A 14,276-nucleotide genomic window follows, 5' to 3' on the forward strand; every position below is an offset into this window, starting at 1 on the left:
ATCCGCTAACGTAGAATAATTAGATAGATGAATTGCCTAGTGGTGGTGCGAGGAGTGGCCGTGGATTTCGGGCTGACCGACGAGCAGGACCTGATGCGCGCGACGGCACGGCAGTTCGTCGCCGACGTGTGCCCGGCCGAGAAGGCCAAGCGGTGGGACGAGGAGGGCGTGGTGCCGCCCGAGCTGTTCCGGGGGATGGCCGAGCTGGGCTGGTTCTCCCTCCCGTTCACCGAGGAGGAGGGCGGCGACGGCGGCGGGCCGCTCGAACTCGTCCTGATCGCGGAGGAGCTGGGGCGGGCCAGCTTCGACGTCGCCATGTGCTACATCGGGGTGCTCATCCCCGGCATCACGGTGTTCCGGTGGGGCAGCGAGGCCCAGCGCGACTTCATCCGCGAGCACGTCATGACCGGCCGCCACCGGCTCGCCGTCGGTCTCAGCGAGCCGGACAGCGGGTCCGACGCCGCGGCGCTCCGCACCACCGCCGAGGACCACGGCGACTGCTTCCTGGTCCGTGGCCAGAAGGCGTGGTGCACCGGCGGCGGACTGCCCGACACGACCATCGCCACCTATGTGCGCACCGGACCCCGCGAACCCAAGCACGGCGGCATCAGCCTGCTGCTCGTCGACCCCTCGACGGACGGCGTCGAGGTGCGCCGGACCCCCACCCTCGCCCGGCACATCCTCGGCACCAACGAGGTCTTCTTCAACGACGTGCTGGTGCCGAAGGAGAACCTGGTCGGTCCACGCGACGAGGGCTGGAAGGTGATGCTCTCCAACATCGAACTGGAGAAGGTGATCATCAGCGGCGGCTATCTGGGGGCCGCTCAGGCCACGCTCGACGAGATGCTCGAATACGCCCGTACCCGGCACGCCTTCGGTCGGCCGATCGGCAACTTCCAGGCCCTCGCCCACGCCATGGCCGACCTGCAGACCGAGATCGACTCCGCCCGGCTGCTCGCCTACCGCGCCGCCTGGCTGCTCGACCGGGGTCGGCCGTGCACGAGGGAGGGATCGATGGCGAAGCTCAAGGGGTCGGAGACGTACGTGGCCGCCGCCCGGCTCGGGATGCAGGTCCTGGCCGGGCACGGCTTCTCGACGGAGAGCGTGATGAGCTTCCGCTACCGGGAGTCGATCGTGGCCACCGTCTCCGGCGGCACGAGCCAGATCCAGCGCAACGGCATCGCCCGCAGCATGGGCCTGCGCTCCTACTGAGCCTCGCCGTCCTGGCCGGCCGCCGCATCGTCCTGGCCGGCCAGCCACTCCTGGTGCCGTGCGAAATGGCCCTGGTCCCGGATCACCCAGATCCCGGAGACCCGGGCCAGCACGGCGCGGGTGGGCAGCAGCACCATCTCGCCGGCGATGTACCAGCGCCGGCCCTCCCGCTTCTCCACCCAGGCCCGGACCTCCAGCGGCCGCTCCACCGGCACCGGCTTGACGAAGCTCACGCTCAGCTCCGCCGTCACGCTCAACACCCGGTGCAGCAGGGGGAGATGGCCGAGGCAGTCGTCCAGGACGGCCGCCGTCCAGCCGCCGTGCGCGACCTCGGGCCCGCCCTCCTGGTCCCGCGGGCAGGACAGCTGGAACAGCGCCGACCCGTCGTCGTCGAGCCGCTCGCGCTCTACCCCCAGCCGGCAGGAACCGGCGGCTCGGCACGCCCCGCACAGCGCCACCCCGCCGGGGGTGCGGGGCGGCTCCTGGAAGTCCGCCCCGGCCCAGGGCCCCTGCGGTGTCGTCGTGGACATACTGCAACTCCTCGTATCGGACGGCGTATCGGACGTCGGCTCGGACGTCGGCAAGCTCAGACGTCGGCAAGCAGCGGACGCAGTTTCCCGGCGATCAGCTGGACCTGGCGGGCCACCATGTCCTCGGGCATCCCGGCCAGCGAGGCCCACAGGAACACCCCTTCCACCGGCAGCCCGGCCACATACGCCCTGATCGCCTCGGCGACGTCCTGCGGTGTGCCGTACAGGAACCGGCCGACGCCGGTCGCGCTCAGTCCGGTCTCCCGCCACTTCTCGGGGTCGATGGGCCGGGGCGCGGGCTGGTCCGTGCCCTCCACCATGTACCGGCGATAGCTGTCCCACTGGTACGCCAGATGCCCGCGCACCACCGGCCAGTCGCCGTCGGGGTCCTCGGTGACGAACGTGGTGAACGAGCCCTGCATCCGGGCCGACGACATGTCGTACCCGCTCTCGGCGAGCCCCTCCCGGTACGGCGTCAGCAGCGCCGGATCGAGCGACAGCAGCCCGGTGCCGAGCCGGCCGGCCCGACGCGCGCCCTGCGGACCCTGGTAGCCGAGCCAGATCGGCAGCGGGTCCTGGACCGGGCCCGGGGTGACCAGGGACTCGGCCCACAGGCCGCGGATCTCCCGTACCCGCTGGTCGGTCGTGGTGTAGCGCTTGGTCAGGTCGGCTCCGTACAGCCGGTACTCGGGCACCCGGTAGCCGGTGCCGAGCCCGAGGTCCAGCCGGCCGTCGCTGATGATGTCGACGAGCGCGGCCTGTTCGGCGATCTCGGGCGCCGCGTGCAGCGGTGCGGGGACGACCGCCGTGCCCAGGCGCACCCGGCGGGTACGGGCCGCGGCCGCTGCCGCCATGGTGAGCGGCTGCGGGAGATAGCCGTCCTCGAAGCCGTGGTGCTCGGAGAACCAGACCGAGTCGATGCCCAGCCGGTCCGCCTCCTCGCACATCTCCAGCGCGAACCCGTACAGCCGCGACCAGTTCTGCCGCCACGGCGGCGGGTTGCGCATGTCGAAGTAGATGCCCACCTTCATGAGCGGCCTTCTTCAGGACCGGGCGACGGCAGCGCGAACAGCTCGTTGAAGGTGCCGCGGGTGACGCGCTCACGGATGTCGTCGGACACGCCGTCGAACAGATCGTGCAGCGTGGACTGGGTGTGGCCGTAGGTGCCTTCCAGGTGGGGGTAGTCGTCGCCCCACATCACGTTGCGGTAGCCGGTCGCCTCGACGATCTCCACCGAGCTCCTGTCGTGCTGGAAGGAGGCGTACACCTGCTGCCGGATGATCTCGCTGGGCAGTCGGCTCAGCTTCGGCCGGACGAACATGCCGTGCTGGCGGTACGCCTCGTCCATCCGGTCGCCGATGGCCGGCACCCAGCCCGCGCCGCCCTCCGCGATCAGGATCCTCAGGTCCGGGTGCCGGTCGAGGGCGCCGCCCGCGACCATGTGGGAGACCACGCGCATACCCGGGTAGGTCGTCTCCATGTAGTTGACGACCGCGCCGCCGGGGCCTCGGAAGACGACGTTCTCGCCGCCCGTGCCGATATGGAAGCCGAGCACCAGACCGGCCCGCTCGACCGCGGTCCACAGCGGCTCCCAGCGCTCCAGGGCGTACTCCTCGCCGGGCCGGGTCGAACACGGCAGGAAGATCGCCTGGAAGCCCATCTCCGCCACCCGCTCGACCTCGGCGACCGCGTCCTCGACGGACGCCGTGGAGACGCACGCGGTGGTGATGACGCGTTTGTTCCGGCTGAGGATCTCGTCGTACGCCCAGTCGTTCCAGGCGCGTACGGTCTCCCGGGCGAGCTCCCGGTCGGTGATCGAGACGAGCCAGAACCCCATCGAGGGGAAGGCCAGCTGGCCCCACACGCCCTCCTGGTCGAGGTCCGTCAGCCGGACCTTCAGATCCCAGGCGCCCGGCGGACGCATGGCGTCCATGAAGTCGCCGAGCTGCCGGTCGATGCGCTCGCCGTCGATGTAGAGCATCTCGTACTTCTCGCCGCGTTCGCTGCGCGGCGCCCGGGCCCCGAGCCGCGCGGGCAGCCGCTCGGTCCACACATCGGCGGGTTCCATCACATGGGAGTCCCCCGAGTTGACCCAGATCTTCGTCATGACACTCCTTCGGGCCAATAGATGTAATCAGTTAGCGATTTTAGTTGTATGGGCGACGGAAAGGGAAGGTGGTGCGGGGTCCTCGTCCTGAATCCGTCCAATTGGTTGACTGATTGCGCTGATAGCTGCAAGATCTGGGCACTGAACCGCGAGGAGGCGCCATGGTCGGTGACAGGGACACCGCTGACAGGTACTTCGAGCCCCAGGTGGAGACCATGCCCCGCGAGGAACTGCGCGCGCGGCAGCAGGAACGGGTCCTGGAGCTCGTCGGATACGCCTACGCCAACTCGGCCTTCTACCGCGAACTGTGGGACGCGCACGGGGTGCACCCGCGGGACGTCCGCTCGCTGGCGGACTTCCGGGCCCGGATCCCCTTCGTCACCAAGGACATGATCCGCGCCCACCGGGCCCGCACCGGCGACCCCTTCGGCGGGCTGCTCTGCGTCCCGGTCGACGAGCTGACCTCGGTCTCCTCCAGTTCGGGCACCACCGGCGACCCGGAGTTCTTCGCCGAGATCTGGGAGGACGCCCCACCCCTGGTGGCCGCGTCGGTACGCGACCTGTGGGAGCTGGGCCTCAGACCGGGGGACCGGGTGCTGAGCGCCGCCGGCAACTTCCGCAACCTGATGGACCCCGGATACCAGGCCCTCGGAGCCGTGGTGATCGAGGTGGACATCTGGCTCGGCCGGATGCCTGAGATCGTCGACGCCATCCGGGAGTACCGGCCGGTCTACCTCCAGATGATGTACCCGCACATGGTGGAGCTGGAGCACCTGGCCGACAAGGTGGACCTCAAGGAGGCCTTCTCCTCGCTGAAGGGCGCCTCCTGCGCCGGCCAGCCGCTCAGCCGGAAGATGCGCGACCGGATCCGCAACGACTGGGGCATCGACGTCTACGAGTACACCAGCGCCGCCGACACCGGCACCGCCTGGGAGTGCCGCGAGCACGACGGCTTCCACCTCTGGGAGGACACCGTCTTCGCCGAGTGCGTCGAACTCGACGACAGCGCGGAACCCGGCTGGCGTGACGTCCCGGACGGCGACCTGGGCGAACTGGTCGCCACCGACCTCGACAACCGGGCCGCCCCGCTGATCCGCTACCGCAGCGAGGACCTGGTGCGGATGTCCCGGGACCGCTGCGGCTGCGGCCGCACCCACGCCCGGATGTGGGTGGGAGGCCGACGCGGCGACGAGACCCTCGTCCGGGGCCGCTCGGTGGTCCTCGCGGACATCTGGCAGGCGGTCGAGGACCAGCCCGAGACGGTCGCGGGAGTGTTCCAGATCGTGCGCGACCGGCGCGAGGTCGAGGAACTGCGGCTGCGGGTCGGCTACGACCCCGGCGTCACCCGCGACGTCGACGCCCTGGCCGGACGGCTGGGCAGGGCCGTGCGCGAACGGACCGGTGTGCAGCCGGTGCTCGATCTGCGCACCGAGGACGAGCTGTTGCAGACCATGACCAGCGTCGCCAAGTTCCCCCGGGTGGTGAAGAACTGATGGCACGCGCCGACACCCTGGCCCGGGCCCGTGAACTCGACCGGCCCGACCTCGCCTACCTGGTGCGCTTCCCCGCCGCCGACGGGATGCGCGAGACCGACCTCAGCTGGGCGCAGATCGCCCGCGACACCGCCTGGATCACCGACCGACTGCGCGGACACGGACTCACCGCCGGGGAGCGGGCCGTGCTGACCGCCTCCGGCTTCGAGGGCTTCTGGTGCCACGCGATGATCGGGGCGCTGCGCGGCCTGCGGGTGACGTACGGCATCGCCGAGGCGATGGGCTGGGACCACCGCCGCACCTCGGTCTTCCACCGCGAGCTCAGGCCGCAGGCGATGATCGGGCTGTCCGCCGAGACCCTGGAGGGGCTGAGCGGAACGGCCGACATCGCGCAGATGTTCCGGCAGACGCGCCTCCTCCTGGCCCGGCCCGCCGCCGTACCGGTGCTGCGCGGAGCGGGCGTCCCCGCCTTCCTGATCTCGGCCGTGGGACCGGCCCTGGCCCTGGAGTGCCCCGAGCGCTCCGGCGCCCACGTCAACGCCGCCGAGTGGCGGGTCGGCGAGCGGGACGGACAGCTGTCCGTGGCGGCGGGCGAGGGACGAGGCTCGCCGCTCCCCGAGACGCCGCTCGGCATCGCGGGCCGCGTGATCACCGCCCGGTGCGCCTGCGGCAGCGAGGACCCACGGGTCCTGTTCGCGCAGGCCGACCAGCTTTCGTCAGCAAGGAGTTGAGGATGTCCGAAGGAGTGGTCGACGGCCGGGTCGTGGTCGTCACCGGCGCCGGCAACGGCATCGGCAGGGCGCACGCCCTGGCGTTCGCCGCGCACGGCGCGAGGGTCGTGGTCAACGACCTCGGCGGGGCGCGCGACGGCGCAGGCGCCTCGGCCGGGCCCGCCCAGGCCGTCGTGGACGAGATCGTCGCGGCCGGCGGCCGGGCCGTCGCCAACACCGACGACATCTCCACCTGGGACGGCGCCGGCCGCCTCGTGCGGCAGGCCGTGGAGACGTACGGCGGCCTCGACGTCCTGGTCAACAACGCCGGCATCCTGCGCGACCGGATGATCGTGTCGATGACCGAGCGGGACTGGGACAGCGTGCTCGCCGTGCACCTCAAGGGCAGCTTCGCCACGCTGCACCACGCCGCCGCGTACTGGCGCGAGCGCGCCAAGGCAGGGCACGACAACGACGCCCGGGTGATCAACACCACCTCCCCGTCCGGCGTCTTCGGCAACCCGGGCCAGTCCAACTACGGCTCCGCGAAGGCCGGCATCGCGAGCCTCACCGTCATCGCGGCGGCCGAACTCGCCCGCTACGGCGTCACCGTGAACGCCATCGCACCCACCGCGCTCACCCGGCTGACCGAGGACATCGAGATGATGAAACGGGCCGCCGAGGCCCAGGACCTCACCCCGGAGGCCATCTCACCGCTCGTGGTGTGGCTAGGCTCGGCCGCCTCGCGCGAGGTCACCGGCCGGGTCTTCGGCGTCGTCGGCAACCGCATCACGGTCCTGGAGGGCTGGGTCAACGGCCCCGGCGCGAGCACGGAGTCCCGGTGGACCCCGCAGGAGCTCACCTCGGTCGTCCCCGACCTGGTGGCCAAGGCCGCGCCGAACGCGGACGCCCTGGGCGAACGGAAGGGAGCCTGACATGACGATCACTCAAAAGCCGGTCGCCGAAGGCCTGTTCACCTGGCCCCCCACTGCGTCGACCCCCGTGCGCCTCATCGGCTCCGAGTGCGCCGACTGCGGCCTGGTGAGCTTCCCGGCCGCCCCGGACTGCGTCCGGTGCGCGAGCCCGGAGCCGAGGGAACGGCTGCTCGCCGACCGCGGCACGCTGTGGACGTACACGACCCAGGACTTCCGCCCGCCGTCCCCGCCGTACGACGGTCCCGAGGCCTTCGAGCCCTACGCCGTCGGCTACGTCGAACTCCCCGGCGAACTGCTGGTCGAGGCCCGCCTCACCGAGTCCGACCCGCAGAAGCTGCGCATCGGGCAGCCCATGCGGCTGACGCTGGTGCCCTACACCGTGCAGGACGACGGCACCGAGGTCGTCACGTTCGCGTTCGCCCCGGCCGAGGAGCCCGTCGAGACGCAGGAGGAGACGTCATGACCGAGGCCGTCGTCATCGGCGTGGGGCTCCACCCCTTCGGCCGGTTCCCCGGGAAGCCGGCACTGGACATGGGCGCGGACGCGGTACGGCTCGCGCTCGCCGACGCGGGCGTGAACTGGCCGCAGATCCAGGGCGGTTACATCGGCAGCTACGAGGTCGCCAACCCGGACGCCATCGTGGCCCGGCTCGGCCTCACCGGAATCCCGTTGCGCGGGGTGTTCAACGGCTGCGCCACGGCGGGTACGGCGGTGGCGCTGGCCGCCCGCGCCATCGAGACCGGCGAACACGACCTCGCCATCGCGATCGGCCTGGACAAGCACCCGCGCGGAGCGTTCGCCGCCGATCCGTCGGTGGCGGGCATCCCCTCCTGGTACGGACAGACCGGGCTCTTCCTCACCACCCACTTCTTCGGCATGAAGATCAACCGCTATATGCACGACCACGGCATCTCCCACGAGACGCTCGCCCGCGTCGCCTCGAAGAACTTCCGCAACGCGGCGGCCAACGAGAAGGCCTGGCGCCGAACTCCCCTCACACCGCAGGAGATCCTCGCCTCCCCGGTCCTCAACCATCCCCTCCGCCAGTTCATGTACTGCGGCCCGGACGAAGGCGCCGCCGCCCTCGTGCTGTGCCGTGCCGACCAGGCCCACAAGTACACCGGAAAACCCGTCCGCGTCCGCTCCACCGCCCTGCGCAGCCGCAGGCTCGGCGCCTTCGAGGTGCAGAGCCCGTCCTTCCCGGTCGGGGAGCCTGTCGAGAGCCCGACCGTGGACGCCTCCAGAGCCGCCTACGAACTCGCGGGCATCGGACCCGAGGACGTCGACGTCGCCCAGCTCCAGGACACCGACGCCGGGTCGGAGGTCATCCACATGGCGGAGAACGGCCTGTGCAAGGACGGCGAGCAGGAGCGTCTGATCGCCGAGGGCGCCACCGAGATCGGCGGCCGGCTCCCCGTCAACACCGACGGCGGTCTGCTCGGCAACGGCGAACCGATCGGCGCGTCCGGACTGCGCCAGATCCACGAGATCGTCCTCCAACTGCGCGGCACGGCAGGGGATCGGCAGATCCCCGGCACGCCCCGCGTCGGCTACACCCACCTGTACGGCGCGCCGGGCGTGTCGGCGGTGACGATCCTCTCGACCTGAACGCGGAGCCGGACATGGAACAGGACCTCAACGACTTCGCCGCCGAAGCGCGCCGCTTCCTCGACGCGCACGCGGCGAAGGCCCCCGACCGCACCGCCTTCACCTGGGGCGAGGGCGACGACACGATGGCCTACTTCAGCAGCCTCCCGCCCGAGGAGGACCGCGAGGAGGTGCGGCGGGCGCGGAACTGGCAGCGCGTCCGCCACGAGAACGGCTTCGGCTGGATCACCGGCCCGCCCCGGTACGGCGGCCGGGGCCTGACCCCCGTCCACGACCTGCTCTACGACGCCGTCGAGTCCGAGTACGCCGTCCCCGACACCGGAGTGCTCGGCGTCGTCGGCCTCGGCATGATCGGGCCGACGATCCTCGCCCACGCCCAACCCCACATCAAGGACCGCTGGCTGCCCGCGATGTACCGCGGGGACGCCATCGCCTGCCAGCTGTTCAGCGAGCCCGGCGCCGGCTCCGACCTGGCGAGCGTGGCGACCAGGGCCGTCCGCGAGGGCGACGACTGGGTGCTGAACGGCCAGAAGGTGTGGACCTCGGTCGCCCAGCACAGCGACATAGGCGTCGCGCTGACCCGCACCGACCCCGACGCGCCCAAGCACCGCGGCATCACGGCCTTCCTGGTCCCCATGGACGCCCCTGGCGTCGAGGTCCGGCCGCTGCGCCAGATGACCGGCGGCGCCGACTTCAACGAGGTCTTCCTCACCGACGTCCGCATCCCCGACGACCACCGACTCGGCGAGGTCGACGGCGGCTGGACGGTCGCGCTGACCACCCTGATGAACGAGCGCGACACGGTCGGCAGCGAGGGTGCGGGGCCGGTGGGCGCCGCCCTGTCCCCGGACCGCCTCTCGGCGCTCATGCGCGCCACCTGGACCTGGGACGACCGCGCCCTGCGGGGCCGCCTCGCCGAACTCCTCGTGGACGCCATGGCCACCGGCTACCTCAACGACCGCGCCCGGCGCACCCTGCGGGCGGGCGTCGCCCCCGGCCCGGAGAGGTCCGTCGCCAAGCTGATGTACGGTCAGAACCTCACCCGCGCCGCACACTTCGTCTCCGAGTGCCTCGGCCCCCGGATCATCGCCGACACCGGCCGGTGGGGCACCTACGCCTGGACCGAACTGCTCCTGGCCACCCCGGCGTTGCGCATCCTCGGCGGCACCGAGGAGATCATGAAGAACATCCTCGCGGAACGCGTCCTCGGTCTGCCGAAGGAGACACGCGCATGAGCGCCGACGACAGTGGGCTGAAGGAACTCCGGGATTCCGTGCGGGAGTTCATGGCGGCCAAGTCCTCCGAGGACGCCGTGCGCAAGCTCATGGAGAGCGAGCCGCGCTTCGACCCGCAGGTGTGGGCCCAGGCGGCCGACCAGCTGCGGCTGCCGGGCCTGGCCATCCCCGAGGAGTACGGCGGCGACGGCTTCGGGCCCGTCGAACTCGGCGTCGTGCTGGAGGAGATGGGCCGCAGTCTGTTCTGCTCGCCCTTCTTCTCGACGGTCGTCCTCGCCGCCCAGGCCCTGCTCGCCTCGGGGGACGAGGAGGCCTGCGCGCGTCATCTCCCCGGCATCGCGTCCGGGCGGACCACGGCCACTCTCGCGGTCGCCGAGGACGAGGGCTCCTGGGACCCCGCCCTGATCTCCGCCCGCGCGACGCCGGACGGGGACGGCGGCTGGAAGCTGAACGGCCGCAAGAGCTTCGTCATCGACGGCACGACCGCCGACCTGCTCCTCGTCGTCGCCCGAACCGTCGCCGGTCCGTCGTTCTTCGCGGTGGACCGAACGGCGCCGGGCGTGACGGCCGCGGCGATGGAGACCCTCGACGCCACTCGGGCGATGGCCCGGCTGACCTTCGACTCCGTGACCGCCACACCCGTCGGCGCGGACGGACTGGGCGGGCACATCATGGCCGAGGTGCTGGACATCGCCTCGGTGGGGCTCGCCGCCGAACAGGCGGGCGGTGCGCGCCGGTGCCTGGAGACCAGCGCCGACTACGCGCGCGTCCGGCACCAGTTCGGCCGGCCGATCGGCTCGTTCCAGGCGGTCAAGCACAAGTGCGCCGACATGCTCGTCCAGGTGGAACTGGCCGAGGCGGCCGCCCGGGAGGCGGCCCGGCTGGCCGAGGAGGGGGCCGCGGAGTTCCCGGTCGCCGCGGCCGTGGCCCACGCGTGCTGCTCCCGGGCGTATCTGTTCGCGGCGACGGAGAACATCCAGGTGCACGGCGGCATCGGCTTCACCTGGGAGCACCCGGCCCACCTGTACTTCCGGCGGGCCAAGTCCTCACAGCTGCTGTTCGGCGGACCGGCCGTCTATCACGAGCGGCTGCTGGACCGGCTGGGCATCTGACGGCCCGGCACGATCGCGCACCCGAGCGGCCTCAGCGCCAGGCCCACGACTGGTTGCCGTTGCCCGCGCACGCCCAACCCTGAATCCGCTGACCGTCCTGGCCCGAGCCGGAGGCCTCGGCGTCCAGACAGAAGCCGTCCGGGACACTGACCACCTGCGTGCCGCCGGCCGGGCCGGAGGCCCCGAGCTTCCACTTCTGCGGGGCCCGGCCGGCGCAGTCGGCGCCGCGGATCCCCTGGCCGTTCCGGGCGCTGCCGTCGGAGGTCAGACAGAGGTGAGTGCTCCGGTTGACGAGGATGTACTGGGCGCTCTGCCCGGGCACCGGATACAGCGCCCACGTCTGGTTGCCGGTGCCCGTGCACGTCCAGACCTGGATCGTCCGGCCCGAGCTGCCGGTGTCCGCGTCCAGGCAGCGGTCGACGTCCGAGCCGTTGACGCTCTGCCTGACGGTGAGCCTGCCGGTCCTGACCGGTCCGCGGGGCCGGCTGTAGAGAAGCGTCCTGGTCTGCGCGTCGACCGTGCCGTCGGCGCTGATCCCGGCCTCGGTCTGGAAGACCTTGACCGCGGCGACCGTTGCGGCGCCGAAGTTCCCGTCGACCGTGACGTGGAGGCCGTAGCCGTTGAGCAGGTTCTGCAGGACCGTGACGCACGCGCCCCGGGCTCCCGAGGCGATCCGGTCCGGGCAGCCCGTGGACCGGATGTCCGAGACCGCGGCCTCGGAGGTGGGCACCGTGGACGCCGACTCCTGCGGGCTCTTGGAGACCTCGATGCGTGTGGGCGAGGCCTCCGAATTCGCCGAGGACGAAGTGCCGGGCGTCGAGGCCGGGCTGCCGATCACGGAAGCGGAGGGGGCGGGCTGCGGCCCGGAATCGGCCGTCGTGGTCTCGTCGTCCTGGGACAGCATCGCCGCGGTGACGCCCCCGGCGGTCAGCGCCAGCACGGCCGCTGCCGCCGCGGCTGTCACCAGCCTCTTTCTTCGCCTACGGGCATCAGGCGCGGCGGGTGCGGTGGGCGTCGCAGGGGTGACGGGCGCGGGGGAGGGCGACGGGTCGGGTGCGTCGGGACGCCGGGCGAAGCTCACGCCCCGGGAGGACCGGGGCGGGCTCGCGGCCGGGGCGGACAACTGGTGGCCGATGGCCGTCCGGAAGACGACGTCCGGCGCCGGACGTTGCTCGGGGTCCTTGTCCAGACAGGCGCGGACGAACGCGGCCAGGTCCTCGTCGACGGCCGCGACCTTCTCGAGGACGTCCTCGTGCGGCGGATCGAAGGCGACCCGGTGCAGGACGTCGACGCCGCTGCCCTGACCGAACGGGGGCGTCCCCGCGACGGCGTAGGCGAGGGTGCAGGCCAGTGAGAAGACGTCGGACGCGGCCGTCACCTCCTTGCCCCGGACCTGTTCCGGGGACATGAAAGCGGGGGTGCCGACGTTCTGGCCCGTGGCGGTGATCGAGGTGCTGTCGGTGGCCTGCACGACGCCGAAGTCGATGACCCGGGCGCCGTCGGCCCCGAGGATCACATTGGACGGCTTGAGATCGCGATGGACGATCCCCTGCCGCCACACCGCCTCGACCGCCCGCGCCAGGTCGGCCACCAGCCGCCAGGCGCCCTCGGCGTCCAACGGACCACGCGCGTCGACGGCCTCGGCGAGCGTGGGCCCGGCTATGTACTCGGTGGCCACCCACACCAGGTCCTCGTCGCTGCCGCTGCCCAGCAGCCGCGCGGTGTGCGCCCCCTGGACCCGGCCGAGCGCGCTGATCTCCCGCTCGAAGCGCCTGCGGAAGAGGGGGTCGTCCGCGTACTCGGGCCGGACCACCTTGACCGCGGCCCGACCGGATCCGCCGGTGGTGTCCCGGCCCAGATAGACGCGGCCCATCCCGCCGCTGCCGAGCACCGACAGCAGGAGGTACGGGCCGACCTGCGTGGGGTCGCTCGGGCGCAACGGGACCACCGGCGGCGGTTCCATGCCTGCCGCCGCGTAGGCCATCACGTCGGACCTGCTGCGGTTCTGGTCATGCATGGGAATCCCGGTGTCTCGCGTGCCGCATGTCGGCGCGACAATAGCGCAACAACGTTTCGTTAACGCCGAGTTGCCCTTGTACCGGCGGGTCGGGGCACGACGGGGCAACCAGGTCGGTCCGCCGGGGCAGAGTCAGCCGCGGGCGGCCTCGCCGAGCAGCGCCTTCGCGATGATGACCTGCTGGATCTGGCTGGTGCCCTCGTAGATGCGGAACAGCCGGGCGTCGCGGTAGAAGCGCTCGACGGCGACCCCGCGCATATAGCCCGCCCCGCCGTGGACCTGCACCGCGCGGTCCGCGACCCGGCACACCATCTCGGCGGCGAAGTACTTCGCGCAGGACGGCCCGATCTTGGTGTCGGTACCGGCGTCGAAGGCGCGGGCGGCCTCCAGGACGGTGGCCCGGCCGGTGTAGTAGTCCGTCTGCGAGTCGGCGATCAGACCCTGGACGAGCTGGAAGGAGCCGATGAGTCTGCCGGACTGCTTGCGGGTGCTCGCGTACGCCACCGACTCGTCGACCAGACGCTCGGCCATGCCGACCATCAGCGCCGAGATATGGACCCGCCCGTGCGCGATACAGCCCATCGCCGTGCCGAAGCCCCGGTCGAGCCCGTCCGCCCCGCCGACCAGCGCGCTCGTCGGCACGCGTACGTCGTCGAAGTACACGTCCGCCGTCCAGGCGCCGAACTGGCCCATCTTGTGGTCCCTGGGAGCCACCGTGAGGCCGGGCGTGCCGGCCGGGACCAGGAAGGTCGAGATGCCACGGGTGCGCGGGGCGTCCGGGTCGGTACGGGCGAAGACCATGAACACGTCGGCGAGCGGCGCGTTGGTGATGTACCGCTTGGCCCCGTCGATCACCCAGTGGTCGCCGTCGAGGCGGGCACGTGTCGTCAGCGTCGACGGGTCGGACCCGGCGTCCGGCTCGGTGAGCGCGAACGACGCCAGGACGTCACCCGAGGCGATCCTCGGCAGCCACTGCGCCTTCTGCTCCTCGGTGCCGCCGACCATGAGGACGTGCCCCGCGATGCCGTTGTTGGTGCCGAACATCGAACGCAGGGAGGGCGTCGTGTAGCCCAGCTCGAACATGAGCCGGGCCTCCTCGTACATCGACAGACCGAGACCGCCGTACTCCTGCGGCAGCGCGAAGCCGAACAGGCCCATCTTCTTGGCCGCCTCGCGGATCTCCGCGGGCATCTCGTCCTTCTCGTCGATCTCCGCCTCGAGCGGTACGACGCGTTCCCGGACGAAGCGCCGGACCTCGGACAGCACCGCGGTGAAGTCATCCGCGTCCATGACGCCTCCCTGATCGATCGGGTTCAT

Annotated in this window: 13 protein-coding genes; 8 read left to right on the top strand and 5 right to left on the bottom strand. The window is 71.6% G+C overall.

Annotation, left to right across the window (positions count from 1 at the left end; all coding sequences use genetic code 11):
• Positions 1 to 60: 60 nt before the first annotated feature.
• Positions 61 to 1,212: an acyl-CoA dehydrogenase family protein gene (locus ABZ725_RS13310; protein WP_358802796.1), complete on the top strand. Its 1,152-nt coding sequence runs from the start codon at positions 61 to 63 to the stop codon at positions 1,210 to 1,212.
• Here ABZ725_RS13310 and ABZ725_RS13315 read toward each other — a convergent pair.
• The 3 genes from ABZ725_RS13315 to ABZ725_RS13325 are packed head-to-tail and all read right to left on the bottom strand — an operon-like array spanning position 1,206 to position 3,849.
• Positions 1,206 to 1,742, bottom strand: coding sequence for a PaaI family thioesterase (locus ABZ725_RS13315; RefSeq protein ID WP_358802797.1), 537 nt, complete (start codon positions 1,740 to 1,742; stop codon positions 1,206 to 1,208). The genes ABZ725_RS13310 and ABZ725_RS13315 overlap by 7 nt on opposite strands.
• Before the next feature lie 56 nt (positions 1,743 to 1,798).
• Positions 1,799 to 2,773 (bottom strand): LLM class flavin-dependent oxidoreductase, encoded by a 975-nt coding sequence (locus ABZ725_RS13320; RefSeq protein WP_358802798.1) that lies wholly within the window; start codon positions 2,771 to 2,773, stop codon positions 1,799 to 1,801.
• On the bottom strand, positions 2,770 to 3,849 hold the full coding sequence (locus ABZ725_RS13325) for an amidohydrolase family protein (RefSeq protein ID WP_358802799.1): 1,080 nt from the start codon (positions 3,847 to 3,849) through the stop codon (positions 2,770 to 2,772). Before ABZ725_RS13325 ends, ABZ725_RS13320 begins: the two co-directional genes overlap by 4 nt.
• A 161-nt stretch (positions 3,850 to 4,010) precedes the next feature.
• Between ABZ725_RS13325 and ABZ725_RS13330 the strand changes: the two genes are divergently transcribed.
• From ABZ725_RS13330 to ABZ725_RS13360, 7 genes are read left to right on the top strand one after another with little or no spacing between them, the layout of a single operon-like run.
• A complete protein-coding gene (locus tag ABZ725_RS13330; RefSeq protein ID WP_358802800.1) occupies positions 4,011 to 5,342 on the top strand; it encodes a phenylacetate--CoA ligase family protein in 1,332 nt (443 codons plus the stop codon).
• Positions 5,342 to 6,073, top strand: coding sequence for a hypothetical protein (locus tag ABZ725_RS13335; protein ID WP_358802801.1), 732 nt, complete (start codon positions 5,342 to 5,344; stop codon positions 6,071 to 6,073). Before ABZ725_RS13330 ends, ABZ725_RS13335 begins: the two co-directional genes overlap by 1 nt.
• A gap of 2 nt (positions 6,074 to 6,075) precedes the next feature.
• Complete coding sequence (locus tag ABZ725_RS13340; protein WP_358802802.1) at positions 6,076 to 6,987, top strand: SDR family oxidoreductase; 912 nt, start codon at positions 6,076 to 6,078, stop codon at positions 6,985 to 6,987.
• Between the two features lies 1 nt (position 6,988).
• Positions 6,989 to 7,450 carry an OB-fold domain-containing protein gene (locus tag ABZ725_RS13345; RefSeq protein ID WP_358802803.1) on the top strand — a complete coding sequence of 154 codons (462 nt, stop codon included), beginning with the start codon at positions 6,989 to 6,991 and terminating at the stop codon, positions 7,448 to 7,450.
• Entirely contained in the window at positions 7,447 to 8,595 is a 1,149-nt protein-coding gene (locus ABZ725_RS13350; protein ID WP_358802804.1) for a thiolase family protein, read from the top strand. Before ABZ725_RS13345 ends, ABZ725_RS13350 begins: the two co-directional genes overlap by 4 nt.
• Positions 8,596 to 8,609: 14 nt before the next feature.
• On the top strand, positions 8,610 to 9,830 hold the full coding sequence (locus ABZ725_RS13355) for an acyl-CoA dehydrogenase family protein (RefSeq protein ID WP_358802805.1): 1,221 nt from the start codon (positions 8,610 to 8,612) through the stop codon (positions 9,828 to 9,830).
• Complete coding sequence (locus tag ABZ725_RS13360; RefSeq protein WP_358802806.1) at positions 9,827 to 10,942, top strand: acyl-CoA dehydrogenase family protein; 1,116 nt, start codon at positions 9,827 to 9,829, stop codon at positions 10,940 to 10,942. Before ABZ725_RS13355 ends, ABZ725_RS13360 begins: the two co-directional genes overlap by 4 nt.
• A gap of 31 nt (positions 10,943 to 10,973) precedes the next feature.
• On the opposite strand, the gene ABZ725_RS13365 is transcribed toward ABZ725_RS13360, so the two are convergent.
• Together ABZ725_RS13365 and ABZ725_RS13370 are read right to left on the bottom strand one after the other, a co-directional pair.
• The gene (locus ABZ725_RS13365) at positions 10,974 to 12,959 is read right to left on the bottom strand and encodes a protein kinase (protein WP_358802807.1); all 1,986 of its coding nucleotides are present in this window, start codon (positions 12,957 to 12,959) and stop codon (positions 10,974 to 10,976) included.
• A gap of 132 nt (positions 12,960 to 13,091) precedes the next feature.
• The gene (locus tag ABZ725_RS13370) at positions 13,092 to 14,249 is read right to left on the bottom strand and encodes an acyl-CoA dehydrogenase family protein (protein ID WP_358802808.1); all 1,158 of its coding nucleotides are present in this window, start codon (positions 14,247 to 14,249) and stop codon (positions 13,092 to 13,094) included.
• Between the last annotated feature and the right edge of the window lie 27 nt (positions 14,250 to 14,276).

It is taken from the genome of Streptomyces sp. NPDC006872 (assembly GCF_040635845.1).
Taxonomy (GTDB): domain Bacteria; phylum Actinomycetota; class Actinomycetes; order Streptomycetales; family Streptomycetaceae; genus Streptomyces.

Bases quoted from the DNA above. Each gene is read 5' to 3' on its own strand.
- ABZ725_RS13315 (WP_358802797.1), bottom strand. From the start codon at position 1,742: ATGTCCACGACGACACCGCAGGGGCCCTGGGCCGGGGCGGACTTCCAG.
- ABZ725_RS13320 (WP_358802798.1), bottom strand. From the start codon at position 2,773: ATGAAGGTGGGCATCTACTTCGACATGCGCAACCCGCCGCCGTGGCGG.
- ABZ725_RS13325 (WP_358802799.1), bottom strand. From the start codon at position 3,849: ATGACGAAGATCTGGGTCAACTCGGGGGACTCCCATGTGATGGAACCC.
- ABZ725_RS13330 (WP_358802800.1), top strand. From the start codon at position 4,011: ATGGTCGGTGACAGGGACACCGCTGACAGGTACTTCGAGCCCCAGGTG.
- ABZ725_RS13335 (WP_358802801.1), top strand. From the start codon at position 5,342: ATGGCACGCGCCGACACCCTGGCCCGGGCCCGTGAACTCGACCGGCCC.
- ABZ725_RS13340 (WP_358802802.1), top strand. From the start codon at position 6,076: ATGTCCGAAGGAGTGGTCGACGGCCGGGTCGTGGTCGTCACCGGCGCC.
- ABZ725_RS13345 (WP_358802803.1), top strand. From the start codon at position 6,989: ATGACGATCACTCAAAAGCCGGTCGCCGAAGGCCTGTTCACCTGGCCC.
- ABZ725_RS13350 (WP_358802804.1), top strand. From the start codon at position 7,447: ATGACCGAGGCCGTCGTCATCGGCGTGGGGCTCCACCCCTTCGGCCGG.
- ABZ725_RS13355 (WP_358802805.1), top strand. From the start codon at position 8,610: ATGGAACAGGACCTCAACGACTTCGCCGCCGAAGCGCGCCGCTTCCTC.
- ABZ725_RS13360 (WP_358802806.1), top strand. From the start codon at position 9,827: ATGAGCGCCGACGACAGTGGGCTGAAGGAACTCCGGGATTCCGTGCGG.
- ABZ725_RS13365 (WP_358802807.1), bottom strand. From the start codon at position 12,959: ATGCATGACCAGAACCGCAGCAGGTCCGACGTGATGGCCTACGCGGCG.
- ABZ725_RS13370 (WP_358802808.1), bottom strand. From the start codon at position 14,249: ATGGACGCGGATGACTTCACCGCGGTGCTGTCCGAGGTCCGGCGCTTC.